Annotated in this window: 21 protein-coding genes and 1 riboswitch; of the genes, 14 read left to right on the top strand and 7 right to left on the bottom strand. The window is 37.3% G+C overall.

Annotated elements, in window-relative coordinates; translation table 11 throughout:
- Positions 1-75: 75 nt before the first annotated feature.
- Positions 76-828: an RDD family protein gene (locus tag NBC122_RS02475; RefSeq protein ID WP_133438859.1), complete on the bottom strand. Its 753-nt coding sequence runs from the start codon at positions 826-828 to the stop codon at positions 76-78.
- Between the two features lie 22 nt (positions 829-850).
- Here NBC122_RS02475 and NBC122_RS02470 point away from each other — a divergent pair, with 22 nt between their 5' ends.
- The 7 genes from NBC122_RS02470 (at position 851) to NBC122_RS02440 (ending at position 7,765) form a co-directional block, all read left to right on the top strand.
- A complete protein-coding gene (locus NBC122_RS02470; protein WP_133438858.1) occupies positions 851-1,855 on the top strand; it encodes a stage II sporulation protein M in 1,005 nt (334 codons plus the stop codon).
- Positions 1,812-2,780 carry a DUF4013 domain-containing protein gene (locus tag NBC122_RS02465; protein ID WP_133438857.1) on the top strand — a complete coding sequence of 323 codons (969 nt, stop codon included), beginning with the start codon at positions 1,812-1,814 and terminating at the stop codon, positions 2,778-2,780. The genes NBC122_RS02470 and NBC122_RS02465 overlap by 44 nt, the downstream gene beginning before the upstream one ends.
- A complete protein-coding gene (locus NBC122_RS02460; protein ID WP_133438856.1) occupies positions 2,770-3,558 on the top strand; it encodes a DUF4129 domain-containing protein in 789 nt (262 codons plus the stop codon). The genes NBC122_RS02465 and NBC122_RS02460 overlap by 11 nt, the downstream gene beginning before the upstream one ends.
- 25 nt (positions 3,559-3,583) lie before the next feature.
- Complete coding sequence (locus NBC122_RS02455) at positions 3,584-4,741, top strand: DUF4350 domain-containing protein (RefSeq protein WP_133438855.1); 1,158 nt, start codon at positions 3,584-3,586, stop codon at positions 4,739-4,741.
- A gap of 48 nt (positions 4,742-4,789) precedes the next feature.
- The gene (locus NBC122_RS02450) at positions 4,790-5,797 is read left to right on the top strand and encodes an AAA family ATPase (RefSeq protein WP_133438854.1); all 1,008 of its coding nucleotides are present in this window, start codon (positions 4,790-4,792) and stop codon (positions 5,795-5,797) included.
- A 35-nt stretch (positions 5,798-5,832) separates the two neighbouring features.
- Positions 5,833-7,155 carry a DUF58 domain-containing protein gene (locus NBC122_RS02445; RefSeq protein ID WP_133438853.1) on the top strand — a complete coding sequence of 441 codons (1,323 nt, stop codon included), beginning with the start codon at positions 5,833-5,835 and terminating at the stop codon, positions 7,153-7,155.
- 181 nt (positions 7,156-7,336) lie between these two features.
- A complete protein-coding gene (locus tag NBC122_RS02440) occupies positions 7,337-7,765 on the top strand; it encodes an OsmC family protein (RefSeq protein ID WP_133438852.1) in 429 nt (142 codons plus the stop codon).
- A 444-nt stretch (positions 7,766-8,209) separates the two neighbouring features.
- Here the strand turns inward: NBC122_RS02440 and NBC122_RS02435 are convergent, their stop codons facing one another.
- A complete protein-coding gene (locus NBC122_RS02435; RefSeq protein ID WP_133438851.1) occupies positions 8,210-10,831 on the bottom strand; it encodes an MGH1-like glycoside hydrolase domain-containing protein in 2,622 nt (873 codons plus the stop codon).
- A gap of 116 nt (positions 10,832-10,947) precedes the next feature.
- Positions 10,948-11,051: riboswitch (SAM riboswitch) on the top strand.
- 53 nt (positions 11,052-11,104) lie between these two features.
- Between NBC122_RS02435 and NBC122_RS02430 the strand changes: the two genes are divergently transcribed.
- From NBC122_RS02430 to metF, 5 genes are all read left to right on the top strand, one after another.
- Positions 11,105-12,055 (top strand): alpha/beta fold hydrolase, encoded by a 951-nt coding sequence (locus NBC122_RS02430; protein ID WP_133438850.1) that lies wholly within the window; start codon positions 11,105-11,107, stop codon positions 12,053-12,055.
- Positions 12,045-13,583: an ACT domain-containing protein gene (locus NBC122_RS02425; protein WP_133438849.1), complete on the top strand. Its 1,539-nt coding sequence runs from the start codon at positions 12,045-12,047 to the stop codon at positions 13,581-13,583. The genes NBC122_RS02430 and NBC122_RS02425 overlap by 11 nt, the downstream gene beginning before the upstream one ends.
- Before the next feature lie 27 nt (positions 13,584-13,610).
- A complete protein-coding gene (locus NBC122_RS02420; protein WP_133438848.1) occupies positions 13,611-14,621 on the top strand; it encodes a homocysteine S-methyltransferase family protein in 1,011 nt (336 codons plus the stop codon).
- A 73-nt stretch (positions 14,622-14,694) separates the two neighbouring features.
- A complete protein-coding gene (gene metH, locus NBC122_RS02415) occupies positions 14,695-17,355 on the top strand; it encodes a methionine synthase (RefSeq protein WP_133438847.1) in 2,661 nt (886 codons plus the stop codon).
- A 157-nt stretch (positions 17,356-17,512) separates the two neighbouring features.
- Positions 17,513-18,469: a methylenetetrahydrofolate reductase [NAD(P)H] gene (metF, locus tag NBC122_RS02410; RefSeq protein WP_133438846.1), complete on the top strand. Its 957-nt coding sequence runs from the start codon at positions 17,513-17,515 to the stop codon at positions 18,467-18,469.
- 214 nt (positions 18,470-18,683) lie between these two features.
- Here the strand turns inward: metF and NBC122_RS02405 are convergent, their stop codons facing one another.
- The 4 genes from NBC122_RS02405 to NBC122_RS02390 are packed head-to-tail and all read right to left on the bottom strand — an operon-like array spanning position 18,684 to position 22,491.
- Positions 18,684-19,472 (bottom strand): SDR family oxidoreductase, encoded by a 789-nt coding sequence (locus NBC122_RS02405; RefSeq protein ID WP_185145774.1) that lies wholly within the window; start codon positions 19,470-19,472, stop codon positions 18,684-18,686.
- A gap of 9 nt (positions 19,473-19,481) precedes the next feature.
- A complete protein-coding gene (locus tag NBC122_RS02400; protein WP_133438844.1) occupies positions 19,482-20,711 on the bottom strand; it encodes a 3-phosphoshikimate 1-carboxyvinyltransferase in 1,230 nt (409 codons plus the stop codon).
- A 41-nt stretch (positions 20,712-20,752) separates the two neighbouring features.
- Positions 20,753-21,079, bottom strand: coding sequence for a nucleotide pyrophosphohydrolase (locus NBC122_RS02395; RefSeq protein WP_133438843.1), 327 nt, complete (start codon positions 21,077-21,079; stop codon positions 20,753-20,755).
- 26 nt (positions 21,080-21,105) lie between these two features.
- The gene (locus NBC122_RS02390) at positions 21,106-22,491 is read right to left on the bottom strand and encodes a hypothetical protein (RefSeq protein WP_133438842.1); all 1,386 of its coding nucleotides are present in this window, start codon (positions 22,489-22,491) and stop codon (positions 21,106-21,108) included.
- A gap of 184 nt (positions 22,492-22,675) precedes the next feature.
- On the opposite strand from NBC122_RS02390, the gene NBC122_RS02385 reads away from it, so the two are divergent.
- Positions 22,676-22,927, top strand: coding sequence for a type B 50S ribosomal protein L31 (locus NBC122_RS02385; protein WP_133438841.1), 252 nt, complete (start codon positions 22,676-22,678; stop codon positions 22,925-22,927).
- Positions 22,928-23,052: 125 nt separating this feature from the next.
- Complete coding sequence (locus NBC122_RS02380) at positions 23,053-24,213, top strand: GlmU family protein (RefSeq protein WP_133438840.1); 1,161 nt, start codon at positions 23,053-23,055, stop codon at positions 24,211-24,213.
- A gap of 91 nt (positions 24,214-24,304) precedes the next feature.
- Here NBC122_RS02380 and NBC122_RS02375 read toward each other — a convergent pair whose 3' ends face one another.
- Positions 24,305-25,072, bottom strand: coding sequence for an exodeoxyribonuclease III (locus tag NBC122_RS02375; protein ID WP_133438839.1), 768 nt, complete (start codon positions 25,070-25,072; stop codon positions 24,305-24,307).
- Positions 25,073-25,110: the final 38 nt, after the last annotated feature.

The raw sequence follows: 25,110 nt of genomic DNA, 5'->3' as shown, positions 1-25,110 counted from the left end.
AATAAATTAAAAGACGTTTTTCTGCTTAAATACAGTTTTTCGTTTTGATAAAATCGCTGCGCCATAAGATTTAGATTAAAGATCTTTTCCGGTATAAAAATTATAATCTTTGATGATGACGTTGATGAATTGTCGCTCCGTCATTTTCGTTGGATCGATTTCTAATTTCAGGATTTCTTTAATTTTAGTTGAGAGTTTTGAAACGACTTGTCGGTCATCAATTTTCAAGGCTTTTTGATAATTTTCTTTAATGATTCTCACGTCGTTATCGGTCAGCGCAATGACTTGCGGAAAAAGGGGAACGTAGTCTTCTTTCAGGTTTTCAAGAATCGTCTGCGAAATAGTCACTCCGTTTTTTAAAGAAATAACTGCTGTGCCGGAGGCGATATCTCCTAACCGCTGGTTGTTTTTAGAAACAATCATGCTGATTAATCCGACCACGCCGGAGTTGGAGAAAACATCGATCAGACGGAAAAACCAGCGCATCAGATAATCGCCAAAGCCAGCCTGAAATCCATCGATTTTTACCACTTTTATTTTGACGATTTTCTTCCCAATAGTCTGCCCTTCCATGAGACTTTCGCACACCAGAGTGTAAATGTAAATCGGAAATGTGATGATGAGAATAACTGCCATTCTCGACCAATTATCCATACCGTCGAGCACCGAACCAAGATTTAGAATTCGAAAAAACACCAAAAAAAGAACAAATAAATAGGCTGCTTTTATTAAAATATCAATAAAGAAAGCCAGGATTCTTTCGCCAATACTTGCCGTATTGAAATTAATATTTACATTTTGTGAAGTATTTATAGCGATCAGCGACATATTTTTATTATTTTAGCGTCAGATGAGAGAGGTTGCATTTATCAAACAAAATAAAGAAAAATGGTTGGGAATCGAGCAGGTTATCGCGGGAAAAGTTAAAAAAAATCCGGATGATCTCTCTTCGCTGTACATTAATTTGGTGAATGACCTTTCGTTTGCACAGACCTACTATCCCAAAAGCAAAACCACGGTTTACCTGAACCATCTTTCTTCCCTTATTTTCCAAAGAATTTATAAAACAAAAAGAGCCGAACAAAACCGACTGTTTGAGTTTTTCAAAACTGAAATTCCGCTTTTGGTTCATCAGTACCGCAGGTATTTGTTTTATGCGTTCGGATTTTTTATTATATTTACGTTAATCGGTTTTATTTCAGCGTATTATGATAAAGAATTTGTCAGAATTATTTTGGGTGATGAATATGTAAATACAACGCTTGAGAATATTGAAAAGGGAAATGCGGTGGGCGTTTATCAGCAAGGTTCGGATTGGGGAAGTGCCATTGCCATCATTTTTAACAATCTGAAAGTCGGCGCTATTCTATTTGTCTATGGCGTTTTCGGTGGCGTAGGAACTTTGTATGCTTTGTTGCAGAACAGTATTATGCTCGGCTCATTTCAGTATTTTTTTCACGAACATGGCGCATTGAAAGAAAGTGCGAGTGGAATCTGGCTCCACGGCGTTTTCGAAATTTTCAGCATGGTTGTAGAAGCGATGGCAGGATTGATTTTAGGCGCTTCCATTTTATTTCCGAAAACCTATTCGCGTTTTAATTCCTTTAAATTGGGTTTTAAAGATGCTTTTAAAATATTTTTAAGTACCGTTCCCTTTACTATTGTCGCGGGAATTATCGAAGGTTATGTGACAAGATATGCGTTGGTAATGCCGGGAATTATTAATGGACTTATCATTTTCGGCACGCTTTCATTGGTCGGTTACTATTATTTTATCTATCCATATTCAGTAGCAAAAAAAACAAGAATACATGATGCAGTTTTATCAGAAACGGGACTTCGGAACCTTTATTAGCGACACATTTGCCTTTTTTAAAGAACACGGAAAAAACTACTTTAAAAATTATCTTTTAATCAACGGGATTTTATTAATTCTGATGGTTCTGATTTTTGTTTTAGGATACCGTGAATTATTCTCACAAATGATGGGTTCCAATACCAGCGGACAGAATTATTATTTTGAGGCTTATTTTCAGGAAAACCAGACGATGCTTATTTTCGTTTCCACTATTGTGTTTATTCTGTTTCTGGCCGTCACGATGGTTTCCTATTCGTACCCGATTCTGTATCTGAAAAGGCTGACTGAAACCGGTGATAAAAATATTAAAGCCGACGATATTTTAAGTGATCTGAAAAGCAATATCGGACGGTTTCTGAAATTGTTTCTCGGACTGCTTTTTATCGTAACACCGCTGGCGATGATCGTCTTCGGACTATCGGTGATGTTGATGTTTATCCTGATCGGGTTTTTGCTGATATTTTTAGTCGGACCCACTTTGATGAACATCGTTAATTTTTTAATGTTCGATTATTTCAATACCAGGAAAGGTTTTTTCGAATCTTTGAGTTATGCCGTAAGAGCGCAGTTCTCTTATCGAAACGGTCGGGAAAAATCTCCTTTTTGGAAATATTGGGGTTCCACCGTCGTGATGTATTTAATCATTCAAACGGTTTCGTCCATTTTCACGATGATACCGATGATGATTATTTTTGGCGGGATGATGACGGTTCCGCAATCGGGAGAATTGCAGCAAAACCCTTTTGAAGGGACTATGGGAATTTTTATTTTTATCATCTACGGAATTTCCCTTCTTTTTTCTTTTTTAATGATTAACGTTATTTTTGTAAACTCCGGATTGCAGTATTATGACAGCCGCACAGACCTTCACAGGAATTTAGACTTATCAGAAATCGATACGATTGGCAGCAATGAAATTTAGGATATTCCTCTTCTTTTTTATATTACAGTTTATAGCCGGGAATTCTAAGGAACTTCCGCCACCGCCCATTACCCGTTTTCCCGATTCGTTGGAAACTTATGAAAACGGACAATATTACACCGATTCTCTTCTGCTCGAAAAGCCTACGACCAATAATATTGTTTTTCCAAAAAGTTTTGATCAAAAATTTCAGTCCAAATATAAAGGGTCTGATTATGATTACACGACGGTAAAACCCAGAGAATCGATCTGGCAAAAGATTCAGAAAAGAATAATGAAAATTCTGGAAGCGATTTTTGGAAAAGTTGATCCCAGCAAAACTGCTTCGTATGCGGAAAATATCATGCGGATTTTCGCAGTGATCATTATCGGTTTTGTGCTCTATTTTTTAATTAAATTTTTACTGGGCAAAGACGGAAATTTATTTTTCAGTAAGAAAAATAAGAAAATCAATGTCGACGATCAGGATCTTCACGAAAATATCCATGAAATAAATTTCAGTGAAAGCATTGAAAAATTTGAAAGTCAGAAAGAGTACCGTTCCGCGGTTCGTTATCAGTTTTTATTGGTTTTAAAGAAACTGGCCGATAAAAAACTGATTGCCTGGAATCCCGAAAAAACCAATAAAGATTATCTTTCAGAATTAAAATCAAAAGATGTAAAATCGGGTTTTAAAGAACTGGCTTACGTTTTCGAGTATGTCTGGTATGGCGAATTTGAGATTAATGAAGAAAATTATCTTTATTTTAAACAGAAATTTTTAAATTTTAAGATCTAGAAATCTCATTGGGATTTAGTGAAACATGAATAAAACACTCAAATTATATGGCTTGATTTTCATCATCGTGATGGCGGTTTTGGCGTTGCTGGAACTGACAAAATCCGACGTTACCGATTGGCGCAAGAATTTCGATGTTCATGAAAAGTCGCCTTTTGGTTTGTTGATCTTTAGCAAAGAAGTGGATCACCTTTTAAAAAATAAAGTACAGCGAACCGATCTTTCACCTTATGATTTCTATAAAACGCAAAAATTAAAACCTCATAATATTTTAATCGTCCAGTCAGAAATCGATTCGGAATCCTGGAATAAAATTCTGCAGAACGTCGAAAGCGGATCCGATGCGATGATTATTTCAGATTCTTTCAATAAAAAAGTGGCCGACTCGCTCGGTTTTTTACCTTCAAGAATAAGTTATGAAGATTCTAATCTTTTATTGTTGACCGACGAAAAATTCGCTCAGGATTCTTTAAAAATCGATAAGTTACCGTCTGGAAAAGGATTTGAACTTATTCTTGAAAGTGATGAAATCTTAGGAAAAGAGGAAAGTGACAGTAAAATGGCGAATTTTATTAAAATCAGTCACGGCAAAGGAAATCTTTATTTACATGCAGAACCATTGATTTTAACTAATTATTATTTGCTAAAGCCCGGGAATGAAAAATATGTTCAGGATGTATTTTCTTATCTTCCGGACCGGGAAACGGTTTGGTTTTCGGGAGCCAATAAAAACAGAACAGAATCCCGGTCGCCACTGCGGTTTATTTTGTCGAAACCCGCGCTCCGTTACGCCTGGTGGTTGTTTTTAGGTGGACTTTTATTGTTTATCATTTTTAATGCGAAACGCAAACAGAGAATCGTTCCCGTGATTGAACCGAAGAAAAATAAGTCGGTCGAATTTGTAAAAAGCATCGGGAATTTATATTTGCAGGAAGGCGATTTCCATGATATGATGGCAAAAAAAGCGCAATATTTTCTCAATCGGGTGAGAATGGATCTGTTAATCGATACCAAGGATTTAGATGAGAAATTCATTCATCTTCTCCATCTGAAAACCGGAAAAAGTGTAGAGGAAATTACAGAAGTCACCGAATTGATTAAGAAAGGACAGGATCCTTATGCCAGTGTGATGAAAGAAGATTTAATAAAAATGAATACATTGTTAGACGGGATTTTACAATAAAATCCATCAACTTTAATTAAAAAAAAGACCATTCAACCCAAAATAATTATGGAAAATTTTGCAACTCAAAATCAAGAAAATCTAAATACTGAATTTCGCCCGCGATTGGATATGACCGAACTTCAACAAAGTTTGGAAGGTGTAAAAACCGAAATAGGGAAAGTGATTATCGGTCAGGAATCGATGATCGAACATTTGTTGGTGGCACTTTTGTCTAATGGTCATGTTTTGATCGAAGGCGTTCCCGGAGTTGCAAAAACCATCACGGCAAAATTACTGGCGAAAACGGTAGAGGTCGGTTTCAGCAGAATTCAGTTTACACCGGATTTGATGCCTTCTGATATTTTGGGAACGTCAATTTTTAATGTTAAAAATTCAGAATTTGAATTCAAAAAAGGACCAATATTCTCCAGTTTTATTTTGATTGATGAAATCAACCGTTCACCTGCGAAAACCCAAGCCGCTTTATTTGAAGTGATGGAAGAACGCCAAATCACGATGGATGGGAAGCAATACGAAATGCAGGAACCTTTTTTGGTGGTCGCCACACAAAATCCAATCGAACATGAAGGAACATATCGCCTTCCGGAAGCGCAACTCGACCGTTTTCTTTTCAAAATAAATGTCGGTTATCCAAATCTTTCGCAAGAAATAGAAATCATTAAAAATCAGCATGAAAATAAACTGGAAGATAAAACCGATGCTGTGCAGAAAGTGATTACCGGCGCACAGTTGAAAAATTATCAAAATCTGGTGAAAGACGTTGTTGTGGAAACTCAGCTGCTCGAATATATTGCAAAAATCATTGTGAATACGAGAGAAAATCAATTCCTTTATTTGGGCGCTTCCCCCAGAGCGAGTTTGGCCTTACTGACGGCTTCTAAATCATTTGCCGCCGTTCGTGGACGAGATTTTGTAACGCCGGAAGATATCAAAGAAGCCAGTTACGCCGTTCTTCGCCACCGCGTGATGGTTTCCCCGGAACGCGAAATGGAAGGTTTAACGGCTGACGAAATTATCCGTCAAATTTTGGAAGCGATAGAAATTCCGAGGTAATGAATTTTGTGGTGAAAATATTAAAACATTAAAAAATGAAAAACCTATACCTTAACAACCGTCTTTTCTTCGCGCTTTTCGGTGTGGGATTTACTTACGTTCTGGCGTTTTTCTTTCCGGTTTTAATGTGGATTGCACATGGGGTTTTGGTTTTAATTCTCATCGTATTTATCGTTGATTATATGCTTTTATTTAATCAAAAAAAGGCAGTTCAGGCACAAAGAATTTTACCTGAAAAGTTATCGAACGGTGATCAGAATTCGATAAAAATTGATTTAAAAAATAATTATCCGTTTACCATTAAAACGAAAGTGATTGATGAAATTCCTTTTCAGTTTCAGAAGCGGGATTTCAATATTGAAAGAACCATTAAACCAAATAAAAATATGCTTTTTGAATATCTACTTGAACCGAAAGAACGCGGTGAATACAGTTTTGGGAACCTCAATGTTTTTGTAGAATCGCCTTTGGGATTGGTTTCCAGAAGATTTACTTATCAGAAAGAAGCGGTGTTGCCGAGTTATCCATCTTTTATTCATTTAAGAAAATATGAATTGATGGCGCTTCAAAACGAATTTCTTTTGGGTGGAATTAAAAAAATCCGCAAACTGGGTCACACGATGGAATTTGAACAAATCAAAGAATATGTGCCCGGTGATGACGTAAGAACGATTAACTGGAAGGCGACTTCGAAAAGAAATCAATTGATGGTCAATCAGTTTCAGGACGAGAAATCGCAACGGATTTTCATGTTGATCGATAATGGCAGAACGATGCAAATGCCTTTTAATGGATTAAGTTTACTCGATTATTCGATTAATGCAACGATGGCTTTAAGTCACATTATCCTGAAAAAAAATGACCGTGCCGGAATGATGACTTTCTCCAAAAAAACAGAACATAAAGTGGCTGCCGACAATAAATCAGGACAGTTGAAAAAGATTTCGGAAGCGCTTTATAATATTCAAACTAATTTTTTCGAAAGTGATTTCAGCAGATTGTATCAGGATGTAAAATATACAGTGGGACAAAGAAGTTTGATTTTACTTTTTACTAATTTTGAAACTTTGGACGCGGTAAACCGACAAATGAAATATCTCCGCGGAATTGCAAAAAACCATTTGTTGGTGATTATTTTCTTTAAAAATGCTGAACTTCAGAGTTTAATCAATACGAATCCGGAAAATATTCAGGAAGTCTATGATGAGATCATCGCCGAAAAATTCGAGTACGAAAAGAAATTAATTATTCAGGAACTTCGGAAATACGGGATTTACACGGTTTATACTTTGCCGGAAAATTTGAATATTGAAGTCATCAATAAATATCTGGAAATTAAAGCGAGAGGAATTTTATAATTTCTTTAAACATGATATATTTTACCGCAAAAGAGACAAAAGTTTCAGTGTGAAAAACGAGCAAATCAAAGAATGCAAAAGTTATGGTCTGCAATTTTTTTTAGTTTTTAAAAATGAGAAACTGGCTTTTGTGTACTGGCTTTTTTATAGAAATCCAATAAAGTTTTAATAAATTTGAGATATGAAAATTACCCTAAATAGAATCAACGATGATTACTTGTTTGAATGCACCAATTCGTTGGGCAACAAAATTCTTTTAGACAATACGTCGCAATCTGAAGGAACGAAAGGCGTTTCTCCCATGGAAACTCTTTTGATGGCTGTTGCCGGTTGCAGCGGAATCGACATGGTTTCAATCCTGAAAAAGCAAAGACAGGAAATTACCAAATTTTCTGCAGAAGTGGTTGGTGAAAGGATTCAGGTTGACGAAGCAAAACCGTTTAAAACCATTTTGGTTACATTTTTTGTTGACGGAAATATAGATCCGAAAAAAGCCGAACGAGCCGCTGCATTATCTTTCGAAAAATACTGTTCGGTTTCTAAAACCCTGGAACCGAATGTGACGGTGAATTACGAGGTTTTCGTGAATGGTGAGAAAGTAGGAATATAGTAAAAATTTTAAATAAAAAAATGAATAAAAAGATATTTTATTATGTCGCGTGTATATATTTATTAGTTAAAGGTGTTGCTGCATTACGAAAAATAATATTTATTAAAGATAGTATAATCATAAGCAGTTCAACTGAATCAATGGCTTATAAAATCGGATATGTATCAGGAATTGTTGCCGAAATTATCATTTGTCTTACTTTAGTAATATTTATTTTTCAGAATTTTATAATGAAAAAATCCTTGACCGAACGGAAATCCATTGAACAGATTTAAAAATTTGTAGAAACTGATCAATCACATTTAAAAATAATAGAAGCCGTCTCATAACTATATGAAACGGCTTCTTTTATGGTTTTCTCACGGACTCCTGTTCGAGCATAGGGTTCAAATATTAGAATCTCTGAGGGTTAGTTGGAGTATTGAGACACTTTCTTCATAATTCTTACCTCGGCCGCGAACCCATTCTCGGCTGTATCAATTTTGCAATCGTCGCCGTCCAGCCGGTTTGGTGAGATGCACCAATTCCTTCGCCCGTATCACCGTTGAAATATTCGTGAAACATAATGTAGTTTTTGAAAAATTCATTGTGGTTCAACAGATCATTTCCGCCATTGAAAGGCCTGTTCCCGTTTTCATCTTTACTGAAAATCGAGTAGAGTCTTTTGCTCAAGTCGGTAGCGATAAAATCGAGATTCCGGCTTTTTCCGCTGTTGGTAGGATATTCGATCTGTAAACTGTCGCCATAATAATAATGGAAACGCTGTAAACTCTCTACAATCAGAAAATTAATTGGGAACCAAATGGGGCCGCGCCAGTTGCTGTTACCCCCGAACATGCTGCTATCACTTTCTGCCGGAGTATATTTCACTTTGAAATCTTTGCCATCGACGGTGAAGAGATAGGGCTCATTTTCATAAATTTTCGACATCGAACGGATTCCGTAATCTGATAAGAATTCATTTTCATCAACCATTCGGCACAGAACTCTTTTCAGCCGGGTTTTTCGCAGAATGCTCATCAGGTGTTTTCCGCCTTTTCCTTCTACTTCCCAATGTGAAACCAAATCAGCCAAATGCGGTTTGTTTTTAAGAATCCACTGCATTCTATCCAGAAAATTAGGCAGTTTTTCCAGCATACTGTGTTCTACAATTTCTACGGCAAACAAAGGAATTAACCCAACAATACTTCTCAATTTTAAGGAAATAGAATCGCCATTGTTCAATTGCAGAAGGTCGTAGAAAAAACCGTCTTCGTCATTCCACAAACCATTTTTCGTTTCGCCGATATTTTCCATGGCTTCGGCGATATAGAGATAATGCTCGAAAAATTTAATCGCCATATCTTCATAAATCGGATTGTACTGTGCCAGTTCCATTGAAATCCGCATCATGTTCAGAGCAAACATCGCCATCCAACTCGTGCCGTCGGCTTGCTCTAAATGGTCGCCGTTTTTGAATTCCATATTACGGTCAAAAGCACCGATATTATCCAAGCCTAAAAATCCGCCGCCAAAAACATTGTTTCCTTTTTTATCTTTTCGGTTCACCCACCAGGTAAAATTCAATAATAATTTTTGAAAAACACTTTCCAGAAAAGGAACATCGGGTTTTCCGTTGATCATCTGGTCAATTTTAAAAACCCGGAAAGTGGACCACGCATGAACAGGCGGATTGACGTCGCTGAAATCCCACTCATAAGCCGGCAATTGTCCGTTCGGATGAATGTACCATTCTTTAGTGAGTAACCTTAATTGTTGTTTCGCAAAACCGGAATCCAGAATAGCAAAGGGGACACAATGAAACGCCAAATCCCACGTCGCAAACCACGGATATTCCCATTTGTCGGGCATCGAAATAATGTCCTTATTCTGCATGTGTTCCCATTCTTTATTTCTCACATGATGATGGAAATTTCTTGGGGCATTCAGTTTCGGCTCTCCTTTCAGCCATTTAGAGACATTATAATGGTAGAACTGTTTGTTCCATAATAGTCCTGCAAATGCCTGTCTTTGAATCATTTTTTCTTCTTCATCGGTAATTTCTTTTTGGATTCCTTGGTAGTATTCGTCGGCTTCTTTTTTTCTTAAACTAAAAACGTCGTCGAAGTCAAAGAAAGCATTTTTCATATCATGCGGACTCAACCGGAAATCGAAAGTTTTGCTTTCGCCGGCTTCAATTTCTGTATCGATTGCGAAACAGGCTTTAGTTCCGGTTTGGTCAGGATTTACAGCATTTCGGTCGTCATGAATTATAAAATTATTGATGCCGTCTTTATAGTATTTTGGTTCACTGCTCGCGCCATGAATTGTAGCCGGATTACTTTCGTTATTGCAAAAAAGAGCTTCTGTATTTTGATCCCGGGAATATAATTTGATGACGGGTAAAGACTCATGATGAATTTCAATGTCGCCGGTTGCCGAAGATTTTAGTTGAGGTTGATAATCTCCGAAGCCCCAGTTCCAGTTGTTTCTAAACCAGATTGTTGGTAAAATAACAAGCGGCGCTTTGTGACGGCTCCGGTTTACTGCCGTGACACGGATTAGATAATCATCATGATTTATTTTAGCATATTCAATGAAAAGATCAAAGTAATTATTGTCATTAAATATCCCGGTGTCGATCAACTCAAATTCCGGATCGTGCTTCGATCTCCTTGCGTTTTCTGCAATTAAATAGTCATAAGGAAATTCACTGACCGGATATTTATACACCATTTTCATGTAAGAATGGGTCGGTGTATTATCCAGATAATAGTAGAGTTCTTTTAAATCCTCGCCATGATTTCCTTCATGATTACTCAATCCAAAGAAACGTTCTTTGATCATTTTGTCTTTGCGGTTCCAAAATGAAAAAGCAAAACATAATCTTTGTTTAGAGTCACAGATTCCTGCGATTCCGTCCTCACTCCAGCGATAGGCTCTGCTGATGGCCTGGTTGTAAGTTGTATATCCCCAGGCATTTCCATCATTGCTGTAATCTTCCCGAACCGTTCCCCATTGTCTGTTGCTTACGTACGGTCCCCACGTTTTCCAGTTCTCATCGAGCATTCTTTCTTTCTCCGTCATCTTTCTAAAATAATTTCTGGTGCGAAATTAAGGAATAAAATAGATTCCTAAAATTTGTGAGATTATATTTTAATGCTTTCCTTTGCACCGAAATAAGTTCATTTACATATTTGAAAATGTTATTAAGAAAGGTGGAGAGATTAGACTCAATGAAACCTTGGCAACCCTTCGGAAACGGAGAAGGTGCTACATTCTATCCCGATTTGGGAAGAGATAACAGAATCCTATTTTACCTTTCTCAGGTAGCATTTTCAATTTTAATTTTAAGAAAAATTGAAAAATTCGCTACAACATCTCAAACTCAAAAATCATCATTTAGTATCAGGAAAAATCCTTGATATTGATTTATCGTATCAACTTTATGGTAAAGATTTACACGCTGCTCCAATTATTTTGGTCAATCATGCCTTAACCGGAAATTCGAATGTTGCCGGAGAAAACGGCTGGTGGAATTCTTTAATCGGAGAGCATAAAATTATTGATACCAATACTTTTTCTGTCATCTGTTTTAATATTCCCGGGAATGGTTTCGATGGAAATTTAATTGAAAATGAACAGGATTTTACACCAAAAGATATTGCGGCTATTTTCCTTAAAGGTTTATCATTTTTAAATATTTCCAGACTTCATACTTTGATTGGCGGATCCTTAGGCGGAGCGATTGGCTGGGAAATGTTGGCATTAAAACCCGACTTGGCAGAAAGTTTCATTCCGGTAGCCTGTGATTATAAAACCTCCGATTGGTTGCATGCGCAGTGCTTGGTTCAGCAATTCTTATTGAATCAAAATGATCAGCCTTTGCAAAAAGCCAGAATTCACGCCATGTTGTGTTACCGAACGCCGGCATCTTTAAATGAAAGATTTAAAAATGAAATTCATCCAGAAAAGCAGATTCTGAAATCCCACGACTGGCTCAGTTTCCACGGTGAAAAATTAAACGAGAGATTTAGTCTGAATGCCTATCGGTTGATGAATCATCTGCTGATGACCATTAATACAGATCAAAAGAAACTCAAAAAAATCAAAGCCAATATTCATCTCATCGCTGTCGATTCCGATTTGTTTTTCCCCGCTTTTGATATGCAAAAATGTTATCAGTTTTTACTCGAATCAAAATCAAATACTTTCTACCACGAAATAAAATCCATTCACGGGCACGACGCTTTTTTAATGGAATACGACCAACTTAATCAAATTTTAAATACCATCATTCATGAAAAATAAAACCGAAATAAAGATTTTAAAAAACAGATCCATCATCAAATTCGAAGGAAAAGATTTCTTAGGCGAAGTCGGTATCGACGGCAGAATCTTCAAAGCACTGACTTACGCAAGAATCAGCGTGGGCGTTATTTCCCAACAGGCAATAGAAAACGGCATTTCAGTTTTGGTGAACGAAAGTGATTCCGAAAAAGCAGTGAACTGTTTGATCGATGAATTTGAAAAAGAAAGAAAATCAGGAAAAGTAAGTCAGATTTTCAGCATTAATAATGTTTCTGTTTTAGGATTTGTTGCCCAAGATTTTAATAAGATCATGTCGGAACTGGCGAGGAATAATATTTTTCCTTTGATTCTGAATCAGATTGCGGCCGAAAACAGGATCAATATCGTGGTCACTTCTTTGCAGGACGAGAAAGCGAAAAACATCATCGAAGCCGAAATCAATTCAAAACCTAAAACGGTCCATTTAGCGGTGATCGGACATGGGAAAGTGGGATCGACGCTGATTGAGCAGGTTCTGCAAAATTCAAAAGAAATCAGGAATCGTAAAAATCTTGATTTAAAAATTATTGCAGTGGCAAATTCCAGAAAAATCGCCTTTAATAAAAAAGGGTTTAATGAAAACTGGGAACAGGACGTTTTAGTCGCGGAACATGAATCGAACATGGATTCCTTAATACAGTTTTCACAGGTTAATCAACTCGAAAACCTAATCGTAGTCGATAATACCGCAAGTGTCGATTTTGTGAAAAACTATACGCTTCTGGCAGAAAACGGCTTCGATCTGGTTTCATCCAACAAGATTTTCAACACTTTATCTATTTCTGAATACCGGGATTTCCGACGTGTTTTAAATAAGAGAAATAAAAAATATTTATATGAAACCAATGTTGGAGCAGGTTTACCTTTAATTGATACCATTAAATTACTGCATTTGTCGGGAGAAAATATTACCAGGATAAAAGGCGTTTTCTCCGGTTCTCTCAGTTATATTTTTAATAATTTTTCAGTTCGTGATGAGAAGTTTTCGACGGTTTTGAAAGAAGCAATGGAGCAAGGATTCACAGAGCCGGATCCCCGGGAAGATTTATCGGGAAATGATGTCGCCCGAAAATTATTAATTCTGGCCAGAGAGCTCGATTTAAGTAATGAATTTAGCGACATCAATGTTCAAAGTTTAATTGCGGAAAGTTTATTGAATCTCGATAGAAATGATTTCCTAAACAATTTAGATGTTTTGGATGCTCATTTTGATGAAGTGAAAAAGAATCAAAAAGAAAATCACGTTCTGCGTTTGGTAGGAGATTTACATGGTGATTTGCAACAAGAAAAAGGAGAACTCGATGTTCAGTTAATTTCAGTTCCTTCCAATTCTGCCCTCGGACAGTTAAAAGATTCAGATTCTATTTTTGAAATTTATACCGAAAGTTATGGTGAAAATCCGATCGTAATTATGGGTGCCGGAGCCGGAGCAAAAGTAACTGCCAGAGGTGTGTTCGGAGATATTCTGAGATTATCTGAAAATAAATAACCGTCATTTTAATTTTATTGGAAAAAAATGAAAAATACAGCAGCACTTTATAAAGTCTTAAATGAAAGAATCCTCGTCCTCGATGGGGCGATGGGAACGATGCTTCAACGCTATAAATTTTCAGAAGAAGATTACCGAGGTGAACGATTCAAAGATTGGGAATATTCTCTAAAAGGAAACAACGATTTACTTTCACTTACGCAACCTCACGCCATCGAAGAAGTTCACAGAAAGTATTTAGAAGCCGATGCTGATATTATTGAAACGAATACTTTTTCGGGAACTACCATCGCTATGGCTGATTACCACATGGAAGAATTGGTTTACGAACTCAATTATGAATCGGCAAAAATTGCGCGCAAAATTTGCGATGAGTTTACTTTAAAAAATCCTGATAAACCTAGATTTGTGGCAGGGTCCATGGGTCCGACCAATAAAACAGCGAGTTTAAGTCCGGATGTGAATGATCCGGGTTTTCGGGCGGTTACTTTTGATGAATTGCGACTGGCGTACAAATTACAGGCAGAAGCACTTCTAGACGGAGGTTCAGATATTCTTTTGGTCGAAACAATTTTCGATACTTTAAATGCGAAAGCAGCGCTTTTTGCGATTGATGAAATTCAGGAAGAAAGAAATATTAAAATTCCAATCATGGTTTCGGGAACGATTACTGACGCTTCGGGACGAACTTTGAGCGGACAGACCGCAGAAGCATTTTTAATTTCTGTTTCTCATTTAAATTTATTGAGTGTTGGATTAAACTGCGCTTTGGGAGCAAAACAATTAACGCCTTATTTGGAAACTTTATCCAAAAATTCCGACTTCTATATTTCTGCTTATCCCAATGCAGGATTACCCAATGCTTTCGGTCAATACGATGAAAGCCCGGAATTTATGGCAGAACAGATTCGCGAATATGCCGAAAAAGGTCTCATCAATATTATTGGCGGTTGCTGCGGAACAACACCTCCACATATCAAAGCCATCGCTGATTTGGTGAAGGATTACGTACCGCGTTTAAAAAATGTACCAGTTTAGTGATGTAACAATTTACCAATCATGGTCTTCATCGTTACATTGCTACACTTTTATATTGTTACATTAAAATATTATGAAATATCTAAAACTCTCAGGTCTCGAACCTTTAATTATAACGCCGGAATCCAATTTTATTAATGTTGGAGAACGAACCAATGTCGCTGGTTCTAAGAAATTTCTTCGACTCATTAAAGAAGGAAACTATTCAGAAGCACTTAATATTGCCCGCGATCAGGTGGATGGCGGCGCACAAATCCTCGATGTTAATTTTGATGATGGATTGCTCGACGGAAAAATGGCAATGGTGAAATTCCTGAATTTAATTGCTTCCGAACCGGATATTTCCCGGATTCCGATGATGATCGATTCCTCAAAATGGGAAATTCTGGAAGCCGGATTACAGGTCGTTCAGGGAAAATGTGTGGTGAATTCCATCAGTTTAAAAGAAGGAGAAAAGGAATTTATCAGCCATGCAAAGACGATAAAAAGATACGGCGCTGCAGTAATTGTAATGGCTTTCGACGAAAATGGACAAGCCGATAATTACGACCGAAGAATAGAAATTTGCAAACGATCCTACGATATTCTAGTGAACCAAGTGGGGTTTCCATCCGAGGATATTATTTTCGATCTCAATATTTTCCCCGTCGCAACGGGAATGGAAGAACACCGCAGAAACGCTTTGGATTTCATTGAGGCTACAAAATGGGTTCGAGGAAATTTGGCAAATGTTTCGGTGAGTGGAGGCGTTTCCAATGTTTCGTTTTCTTTCCGTGGAAATGATAATGTACGGGAAGCGATGCATTCCGTTTTTCTTTATCATGCAATCAGAGCCGGAATGAATATTGGAATTGTGAATCCATCGATGTTAGAAGTGTATGACGAAATTCCGAAAGAGTTGCTGGAGTTGGTAGAAGATGTGATGCTCGACAGAAGAGACGACGCAACCGAGCGACTTTTAGATTATTCCGAGCGGGTAAAATCTACTAAAAAAGAATTTGTAGAAGAATTAGAATGGCGGAAAGAACCATTACAAAATAGAATCACCCACGCTTTGGTAAAAGGAATTGATCGATTCATTATTGAAGACGTTGAAGAAGCAAGAATTATTTCTAAAAGACCTTTAGGTGTTATTGAAATTAATCTTATGAACGGAATGGGTGTTGTCGGCGATCTTTTCGGAAGCGGAAAAATGTTTTTGCCGCAAGTCGTAAAATCCGCGCGGGTAATGAAAAAAGCCGTTGCTTATTTGCAGCCTTTTATTGAAGCGGAAAAAGATGAAAAGCAAAAACCCAATGGCAAAATTTTGATGGCGACTGTAAAAGGCGATGTCCACGATATTGGAAAAAATATTGTGAGCGTAGTTTTAGGCTGCAACAATTATGAAATCATCGATTTGGGTGTCATGGTTCCGGCGGAGAAAATTATTCAGGCAGCGATTGACCACAATGTTGATGTGATCGGTTTGAGCGGATTGATTACACCGAGTTTAGACGAAATGGTTCACGTCGCGGAAGAACTGCAAAGAAAAAATCTGAATTTTCCATTGTTAATAGGTGGTGCCACCACTTCAAAAGCGCATACTGCCGTGAAAATCTTCCCCAAATATGGAAACACAGTTATTCATGTCAATGACGCTTCCCGGGCAGTGGGCGTAGTTTCGCAACTTTTGGATCATAATAATGAACAGTATAAAGCAGATTTAAAAGTTGATTATGAAGATTTCCGAGAGAAATTTTTGAACCGGCAAATTGAAAAAGAATATGTTTCTATCGAAGACGCCAGAAAACAAAAGTTCACGATCGACTGGAAAAACGAAGAACCCGTAAAACCTAAAACTTTAGGAATCTATATTATAGAAAATCAAGATTTAAGAGAATTATTAGATTTTATGGATTGGACTCCTTTTTTCAGAAGTTGGGAACTCCACGGGAAATTTCCTCAGATTTTAACTGATGAGTTTGTGGGTGAACAAGCAACCGAATTGTATAAAGAAGCCAAAGTTTTATTAAATAAAATTTTGGATGAAAAATTATTTACCGCGAAAGGGATTTTTGGAATTTTCCCGGCAAATTCAAACGAAGAGGATGATATTTTGCTTTATGATAAAGATGGAAATGAAATCTCACAATTCCGAACTTTAAGACAGCAACTGAAGAAATCTGCAGGGAAAAAATATTTGGCTTTAAGTGATTTTATCGCGCCGGAATCTTCCGGTAAAAAAGATTATGTGGGCGCTTTTGCGGTGACGACAGGATTTGGAACCGAAGAATTGGCGCAGAAATATTACGATGATGGCGACGATTATAATGCCATTATGGTTAAGGCATTAGCCGATCGTTTGGCAGAAGCGTTTGCCGAATTTCTGCATCATAAAGTTCGAACGGAATTCTGGGGTTATTCGAAAGATGAAAATTTAGAAAATGAGGATCTTATCGCAGAGAAATATTCAGGAATACGTCCGGCTCCCGGTTATCCTGCCTGTCCCGATCATTTGGAAAAAACCACGATCTGGAATTTATTAAAAGTAAAAGAAAATATCGGATTGGAATTGACTGAAAGTTTAGCCATGTTTCCAACAGCCGCAGTTTCGGGTTATTATTTCGCCAATCCGGAAGCTAAATATTTCGGCGTTGGAAAAATTAAAGAGGACCAGTTGAAAAATTATGCTGAAAGAAAAAGAATCGATTTGGAATTCGCAAGAAAATGGTTGAGTCCGAATCTTGCGGAATAATCGGGATATGCGTAAAGCGCTGTTAGAGCTTCAAGCTCTAACAGCGCTCTGGAACCGATGGGATTTGCATCCTTTTTTGCCAGCGTAAATCCTCGGTCATAAATAACACAAAAACAACTATGAGCAAATAGTGCTTCGCTTCTCTAACATTGACAAAATGAAAATTACAGAACATATCAATAACGCCAAAGGTAAAACCTTGTTTTCCATCGAAATTGTGCCGCCCACCAAAGGAACAGGTATCGAAGATCTCTATAAAAACATCGATCCTTTAATGGAATTCAAACCTCCATTCATCGACGTCACAACTTCGCGGGAAGAGTATATTTATCTCGATAAAGGCAACGGTTTGATGGAGCGGAAAATTACCAGAATGCGGCCGGGAACTTTGGGGATCTGCGCGGCAATTCAGCATAAATATAATGTAGATACCGTTCCGCACGTTTTGTGCGGCGGCTTTACTAAAGAGGAAACAGAGTATCTTTTGGTCGACTGTATGTATCTGGGAATCGAAAATATTATGGCTTTAAGAGGCGATGCGATGAAAGGACAACAGTATTTCGAACCAACCGAAGGCGGTCATAAAAATGCAGTGGATTTGGTTCGACAAATGAACGATTTGGGACGCGGGAAATATCTTCATGATGAAAAAATCTGTGACGGAAACAACAAATTCTGTATTGGCGTTGCGGGGTATCCCGAAAAACATATCGAAGCGCCGTCGATGAATTACGACTTAAAATGGCTGAAACAAAAAGTAGATGCCGGTGCGGATTATGTCGTTTCCCAGATGTTTTTCGATAATAAAAAATTTATTGATTTTGTAAAAAGTGCCCGGGAAATCGGCATTAATGTTCCGATTATTCCGGGAATTAAGCCCATTGCAACGAAGAAACAGCTGCAACTTTTGCCACAGGTTTTTAAAATTGATTTGCCGGAAGATTTGATTTCCGCCGTAGAGAATGCAAAGGATAATGCCGCTGTAAAGCAAATCGGAATCGAATGGACGATCAATCAATGTCGTGAATTATTGGATTTCGGTGTTCCGGTCTTGCATTTTTACTCGATGGGAAAAAGCGATAATATTAAAAAAATTGCTCGCGAACTTTTTTAATTAAAGATAAATAACGCAAAAAACCCACGTTCAAAAAAATTGAAACGTGGGTTTTTAAGACTGAATTATTGATTCAGGAAATTTCGGGATTTTATTAAATCCTGTTCCTTATTATTAGGTTTGGGCTTATTTTTATCAGTAAACTCTTTTATGTTCTTTACGGGGAAATCGGCTCAAAATCTTTTAGCCAGGACACTTTGATTTTTAATACAAATTAATCCATTTTGTTGTATTTCCTCATTAAATTCTCATAAAAGTTCTGCGGCAGAATCCATTTTAGCGGAATCCCAATCTTCTGTCCGAATTTCCCAAAATAAAAATGAGCTTTCCATGATTTTTTATTTAAAAGTTTTTCAATATACGCTGCGACTTCAAGTGGCTCTGTTCCATCGTCTACGTGAGAATTCATTAGAGAATATACTTTAGTAAAAGTAGATTGATACGGTTCAGAAACTTTGGTTTTTACTCTGTTTTCAGCAATATTTGTTTTAATGTCTCCTAAATGCAAAACACAAACCTGAATATTCCAGGGAGAAACTTCGTAGCGGATTGCTTCTGTCACTTTATCTAAAGCCGATTTTGAAGCCGAATAAAATCCACGGAACGGCAATCCCATTTCACTGCCGATACTGGAAATATTAATGATTTTTCCCAATTTTTGCGCCCGCATTGTCGGCAGCACAGCGGTCATCATCTGTACGGAACCAACTAAATTTAAGTTAAATAATTTCAGGATTTCCTCCTGTGAAGAATCTTCAACTGCGCCCACCATTCCCATTCCTGCATTATTGATGAGAATATCGATTCTGGATTCTGTTTTTAATATTTCGGCAATTGCATTCTGAACCTGAGTATTGTCTGTAATGTCGGTCGCAATTGTTTTGAAATAGGTAGAGTCCGCACTTTTTCTGCTCAGTCCGTAAACGGTATGTCCTTTCTTGCCGAGATAGTTAGCCAGGGTAAAACCAATTCCGGCAGAAGTTCCGGTGATAAGTATTGTCATTTTTGTAATTTAATATTGATCAAGAACCTGGGCGAAATCATCCCAAAACTGCGGATAGGATTTTTCGACCACTTGTTCATTTTCAATTGTTAGCGGCGTGATGAGGCAAAACGGTGCAAAACTCATGGCCATCCGGTGATCGTTATAGGTTTCAATCGAAATATTTTCATTCGCCTCAAAGAATTTTACCGAGTAAATGGAATCGTCGGTGATTTCAGAAATACAACCGATTTTGAAAAGTTCATTTTTTAAAGCGACCAGACGGTCGGTTTCTTTTACTTTTAAAGTTGATAATCCGGTGATTTCAAAAGGGATTTGTAATGCCGTTGCCGTGACACAAAGCGTTTGCGCAATGTCCGGGCAGTCATTCATGTCCAGAGAAATGTGTTCCGGAAAAACAAATGAACTTTCCGGCATTAGTGAAATCTTACTTTCCGAACCTTGAGAAATCGTGTTGACTCCGAAAAACTTCCAGTAAATTTCCTTGATTACAGAATCGCCCTGAAGCGAGTGTGGCCGGAAACTTTTAAGGTTAATGGACTTTCTGCCGATGGCCGCCAAAGAATAAAAATAGGAAGCAGAACTCCAGTCGCTTTCACAAATACATTTGATAATCTGCGAACTTTTATCGCTGTGAATATTTGGGAAAATCTGAATCACCTGGCCTTCCCATTGCGTTAAAATCCCAATGTTTCGAAGGATTTTTAAAGTCATTTCCAGATAAGGCCGCGATGTAATTTTTCCAACCAGATTAATTTCCAGGCCGTTTTCTAATTTCGATCCGATCAACATTAAGGAAGAAATAAACTGACTTGAAATATTCGCAGGAATTGCTACCGAACTTTTTTCCAGTTTTTTTCCGTTAATCTTTAATGGAGGAAAACCTTCTTTTTCTAGATAAGAAATATCGGCTCCCAAATCCCGTAAAGCATCGACCAGGAATTGAATCGGTCTCTCTTTCATCCGCTCAGATCCCGTCAAAACAGTCGTCTTTCCTTCCTGAATTGCAAAGTAGGAGGTGAGGAACCGCATCGCCGTTCCGGCATGATGAATGTCGACGAGGTCAGCATTGCTTTCCAGAGCTCTGTGTAAAAGTTGAGTGTCCTGAGAATTAGAAAGGTTTTCAATTTTCAGGTTTTTAAAAAGATAGCTTAAAATTAAAAGACGATTCGAAATACTTTTCGAACCGCTTATTTTAATCGTTTCATTGTCTTTTAAGGTTGATTTTTCCAGCCTCATATTGATACTTTTGTCTGATTAAATTCTGAATTTTTTGATTCTTATTTCAGTTTTTCGTTTTTCTGATGACGGTCTTTGTCGCGGTCAGTTTTAACTTTCATTTTCCTGTCAAACGCTTCCTGCAGGTTAGTTCCGGTTTGATTCGCCAGGCATAAAGTGACAAATAAAACATCCGCTAATTCTTCACCGAGATCTTTCACTTTATCAGATTCTTTTTCACTTTGTTCACCATATCTTCTGGCAATAATCCGCGCAACTTCACCCACTTCCTCAGTAAGCATCGCCATATTCGTAAGTTCGTTAAAATACCGGACGCCGATGGTTTTTATCCATTGATCGACTTCTTCCTGGAGTTTAATTATTTCCATATTTCTTTTATTTGGGCAGAACTGAATTATTGATAAGCGCCCATACTTGGATTGACCAATCGGGAAATTTTCACAATATCCAAAGGCGCCGTCGCAGCTGCCGCCATATTTCCTTTTCCTTTTGCAGGAGAATCAGCTTTCAGTCTCAGATTCATTTTTTGGGTAAAATAATTTTGGAATTTGGGATCTTGATTCTTAACCGAACCGGCATCCAAAGTATAATTTGCGGTACTTCCGTATTTCAGTAATGAAGTCTGGAAGCTGTAATTAAAAGTCTGTCCGGCTGTTGGCTTAAAAAGAACTGCGTTATCATTATCGGTATAAATAATCGAGTTTTTAACATTTAAATTTAATGCTCCCTGTTCAACAGAAGTTCCGTTATCATACTCATTGGTGGCGTACAATCCAAGTCCCTGAAGCGCTGAATTTAGGCTCCAGTAATTCGCCAAAGTAGAGTGGGTGATATTATAGGTTCCGCCTTTAAAAATGGCAAAGTCGGCATTCCCACAATTATTCATCACTAAGTTTTTAGCAGTAACAACCGAGTTGATCGCCATAATTCCAAATTCCTGATGCGTGTGAAAAATGGAATTGTCAATCGTTGCAGTTGTTTGATTCATTTCTAAACCAACGGTTCCACCGAAAACTTTCGTGTAATTCATTGTTAAAGTAGAATTAGGATCCATAGAAATTCCCTGCCAGTTTTTAGGAATCGTGTCGTAGCGCGTATCATTTCGGTCGCCACGGAAAATGACTTCTTCTCCTAAATCACCATTAATATTCAGTTTGGCATTTTTAGAAATCTTCAGTCCACTGTTTTTGTGAAAATAAATTTTAGTTCCTTTTTCAATATTTAAAGTTTTTCCTTCCGCCAAAGTCAAATCTCCGAAAATGATTTTCGCCTTATTGCCGGTCCACAATGTATTTGAATTTAAAATATTTGGATTGGTTTTACTTTCAATATAAAATTCAGCATCCTGAACGACCGAAAACAAAGTCACATGTTGATTTCCGGCCGGCGTTTGAAAATTAATACGATCCTCGGCAATCGCTTCCGGTGCGTTGGCAATCGGTGCAATTTCTACAAAAATATACAGACTGTCTTTTTTCCGCAAAGGAATATTACTGAAATCTGTCCCCGCTTTGCCATCAACATTGATTCGGTATAAAGAGCCGGCTCCTTTTTCAAGAGAGATTTTCGGAATCATAACGTCTTTGTCTTCGTTGTTATAAATTTTCACAGCGTAAGTTTCCGACCGGACCTGATTATAAACAGTATCCAGGAAAAGGGTGTCTTGCGAAAAACGAAGCAGCTGAGTGGGGGATTCAAAGTTGATATCGTCTCTGTTACAGCTTATTGCCGTTAAAAGAATCCAAAAAGAAAAAGCAAGAATAAGTTTAAATTTGTTCATTTATGTAGGAATAGATGTAGGTTTCAAATTTAATTAAAATTGTTGAACATAAAAATTATTAATTAAGTTGATATACTATTTGGAGATAAGAAAATTATTTGTACTTTTGCGGTCTAAAATTTAGCAGAGAAATACCATTACTATTTCGAAAGCAAAGCTTTAATTATTAATAATAAAATAAGTTATGAAAAACGGAATCCACCCAGAAAATTATAGACTTGTTGTTTTCAAAGATATGAGTAACGACGAGATGTTTCTTTGCAAATCTACTGCAGATACAAAAGATACAATTGAATATGAAGGTTCAACTTACCCATTGATCAAAATGGAAATCTCTTCAACTTCTCACCCTTTCTATACCGGAAAAGTGAAATTAGTTGATACCGCAGGTAGAGTTGACAAATTCATGAACAAGTACAAAAAATTCGCGAAGTAATTTTCGAATTTTAATGATAATTAAAGTCTTTCAAGTTTTTTGAAAGACTTTTTTTAGTGTAAATTTGATTCACTTTGTCAAACTATTAATTTTTGATAAAAATAGAACTTTAAACTTAAGCCGATATGCAACTCGTATTTTCAGACGCCCAGTTTTGGGAAGATTTTTTACCGCTTACTTTTACCAGGCCTGTCGCAGAAATGCGTTGCGGGATTTTGACTTTTTCGGAAAGATGGCAAAAGCTGTTGGGTTCCGCAGATGTTTCTTATCTCACAGAAGATTATTTGCAGGAAAAGTTTAAAAAATACGACCTGAAAGAAAGCCTTTTCATTGTTCCTAATTTTCTGCCCAGCGAAAATCTTTTAAACCAAATTAAAGACTTGCAATTGGGAGAAGCGTTGGTTTACAAAGATGAATTACTCGCAGTCAGAATTAATATGGATAATTTTGCCTTAAGTCACATTAATAAAATGACTGATATTGAGGAAGAAGTTTTGTTTTTTAATCAACCAACCGATTTGTTTTCATTTAATGAAAAAGCAATCGATTTTGATTTTGAACTTCTTACAAAAGGGCGAGTTTCGGCACCTCTTTCTGAAACCAATGGTTTCTTAGGTGACAAAAAAGATTTGTTCATTGAAGAAGGAGCAGAAGTTGAGTTCTCAACCTTAAATACCAAAACCGGAAAAATCTACATCGGTAAAAATGCAGAAGTGATGGAAGGTTGCAATCTTCGTGGCCCAATCGCATTGTGTGAAGAATCGAAATTTAATTTAGGAGCAAAAATTTACGGTGCGACAACGGTTGGTCCGCATTGCAAAGTCGGTGGTGAAGTGAATAATGTCGTCATTTTTGGATATACCAATAAAGGTCATGACGGGTTCATTGGTAATTCGGTCATTGGCGAATGGTGCAATCTCGGTGCAGATACCAATTCTTCGAATCTTAAAAATAATTACGCTATAGTAAAACTGTGGAATTACAAAGCGAAAAAATTTGTGAATACCGGATTGCAATTTGTAGGTTTGATTATGGGTGATCATTCGAAATCGGCGATCAATACACAGTTTAATACCGGAACAGTGGTAGGAGTTGCTGCCAATATTTTCAAAAGCGGCTTTCCGCCAAACCTAATCGAGAGTTTTTCTTGGGGCGGAATGAAAGGCGATGAGAAATTCAAACTGGAAAAAGCGTATGAAGTCGCAGATTTGGCCATGGCTCGGAGAAAAGTTCCTTTTACTGAAATGGATCAGAAAATTCTGAAAACGATTTATGAAATTTTTTAATCTCCAGGTATTAAAATCTAAATCAGGATAATTTTTTTGGCCTGTAGCACTACAAAAGCCCGCTCAGTTTATTCGACAAAAAGAATGTAAATTAATTCAACGACAATTCTACCAGAACCGGACAATGATCAGAATGAACGGCTTCTTTTAAAATCGCAGCACGTGAAAGCTTCTTCTTCAATGAGTAAGACACGAAATTATAATCTAATCTCCACCCTTTATTTCTTGCTCTGGAATTTTGTCGGTAACTCCACCAGGAATAATTATCGGGTTGATCATTGAAAAACCTGAAGCTGTCGATTAGCTCGCATTCTTCGATGAACAGAGTCATCCATTCTCTTTCCATCGGCAGGAATCCGGAAGTGTTCTTTAAACCTTCAGGATTGTGAATGTCAATAGCGTGATGACAGATATTGAAATCTCCGCATATAACCAAGTTAGGGATTGTTTTTTTTAATTCTTTAATATAGGTCAGGAAATCGTAACAGAACTTCATTTTAAAATCGAGTCTTTCGATATTCGATGCAGACGGGACATATACAGAAATCACCGAAAAACCTTCGAAATCTGCGCGCATAATTCTGCCTTCAGAATCATAGTCTTCAATACCGCAGCCATATTCAATGTGCTTGGGTTTGATTTTTGAAGCGATTCCAACGCCGGAATAGCCTTTTTTCTGGGCAGAATGCCAGTAACTGAAATAACCGTTTTTTTCTAAACTTTCGATATCGATTTGGTCGTTGCCTGCTTTGCTTTCCTGGATGCAGATGACATCAGGATCAGCAACATTCAGCCAGCCTAAAAAATCTTTGGTAAAAGCCGCCCGAATTCCATTGACATTATAAGAGATGATTTTCATAAAATTATTTAATGCCCAAAAATACAAATTACGATTTG

Source organism: Chryseobacterium salivictor (assembly GCF_004359195.1).
In the GTDB taxonomy this organism is placed as follows: domain Bacteria; phylum Bacteroidota; class Bacteroidia; order Flavobacteriales; family Weeksellaceae; genus Kaistella; species Kaistella salivictor.
This window is presented reverse-complemented; position numbering and strand designations above follow the sequence as displayed.

What these genes read in the sequence shown, in the direction of transcription:
- metF (WP_133438846.1), top strand. Translation starts at nt 17,513, where the DNA reads ATGAAAATTACAGAACATATCAATAACGCCAAAGGTAAAACCTTGTTT.
- NBC122_RS02395 (WP_133438843.1), bottom strand. Translation starts at nt 21,079, where the DNA reads ATGGAAATAATTAAACTCCAGGAAGAAGTCGATCAATGGATAAAAACC.
- NBC122_RS02450 (WP_133438854.1), top strand. Translation starts at nt 4,790, where the DNA reads ATGGAAAATTTTGCAACTCAAAATCAAGAAAATCTAAATACTGAATTT.
- NBC122_RS02375 (WP_133438839.1), bottom strand. Translation starts at nt 25,072, where the DNA reads ATGAAAATCATCTCTTATAATGTCAATGGAATTCGGGCGGCTTTTACC.
- NBC122_RS02380 (WP_133438840.1), top strand. Translation starts at nt 23,053, where the DNA reads ATGCAACTCGTATTTTCAGACGCCCAGTTTTGGGAAGATTTTTTACCG.
- NBC122_RS02400 (WP_133438844.1), bottom strand. Translation starts at nt 20,711, where the DNA reads ATGAGGCTGGAAAAATCAACCTTAAAAGACAATGAAACGATTAAAATA.
- NBC122_RS02475 (WP_133438859.1), bottom strand. Translation starts at nt 828, where the DNA reads ATGTCGCTGATCGCTATAAATACTTCACAAAATGTAAATATTAATTTC.
- NBC122_RS02435 (WP_133438851.1), bottom strand. Translation starts at nt 10,831, where the DNA reads ATGACGGAGAAAGAAAGAATGCTCGATGAGAACTGGAAAACGTGGGGA.
- NBC122_RS02405 (WP_185145774.1), bottom strand. Translation starts at nt 19,472, where the DNA reads ATGACAATACTTATCACCGGAACTTCTGCCGGAATTGGTTTTACCCTG.
- NBC122_RS02385 (WP_133438841.1), top strand. Translation starts at nt 22,676, where the DNA reads ATGAAAAACGGAATCCACCCAGAAAATTATAGACTTGTTGTTTTCAAA.
- NBC122_RS02470 (WP_133438858.1), top strand. Translation starts at nt 851, where the DNA reads ATGAGAGAGGTTGCATTTATCAAACAAAATAAAGAAAAATGGTTGGGA.
- NBC122_RS02390 (WP_133438842.1), bottom strand. Translation starts at nt 22,491, where the DNA reads ATGAACAAATTTAAACTTATTCTTGCTTTTTCTTTTTGGATTCTTTTA.
- NBC122_RS02465 (WP_133438857.1), top strand. Translation starts at nt 1,812, where the DNA reads ATGATGCAGTTTTATCAGAAACGGGACTTCGGAACCTTTATTAGCGAC.
- NBC122_RS02425 (WP_133438849.1), top strand. Translation starts at nt 12,045, where the DNA reads ATGAAAAATAAAACCGAAATAAAGATTTTAAAAAACAGATCCATCATC.
- NBC122_RS02440 (WP_133438852.1), top strand. Translation starts at nt 7,337, where the DNA reads ATGAAAATTACCCTAAATAGAATCAACGATGATTACTTGTTTGAATGC.
- metH (WP_133438847.1), top strand. Translation starts at nt 14,695, where the DNA reads ATGAAATATCTAAAACTCTCAGGTCTCGAACCTTTAATTATAACGCCG.
- NBC122_RS02445 (WP_133438853.1), top strand. Translation starts at nt 5,833, where the DNA reads ATGAAAAACCTATACCTTAACAACCGTCTTTTCTTCGCGCTTTTCGGT.
- NBC122_RS02460 (WP_133438856.1), top strand. Translation starts at nt 2,770, where the DNA reads ATGAAATTTAGGATATTCCTCTTCTTTTTTATATTACAGTTTATAGCC.
- NBC122_RS02420 (WP_133438848.1), top strand. Translation starts at nt 13,611, where the DNA reads ATGAAAAATACAGCAGCACTTTATAAAGTCTTAAATGAAAGAATCCTC.
- NBC122_RS02455 (WP_133438855.1), top strand. Translation starts at nt 3,584, where the DNA reads ATGAATAAAACACTCAAATTATATGGCTTGATTTTCATCATCGTGATG.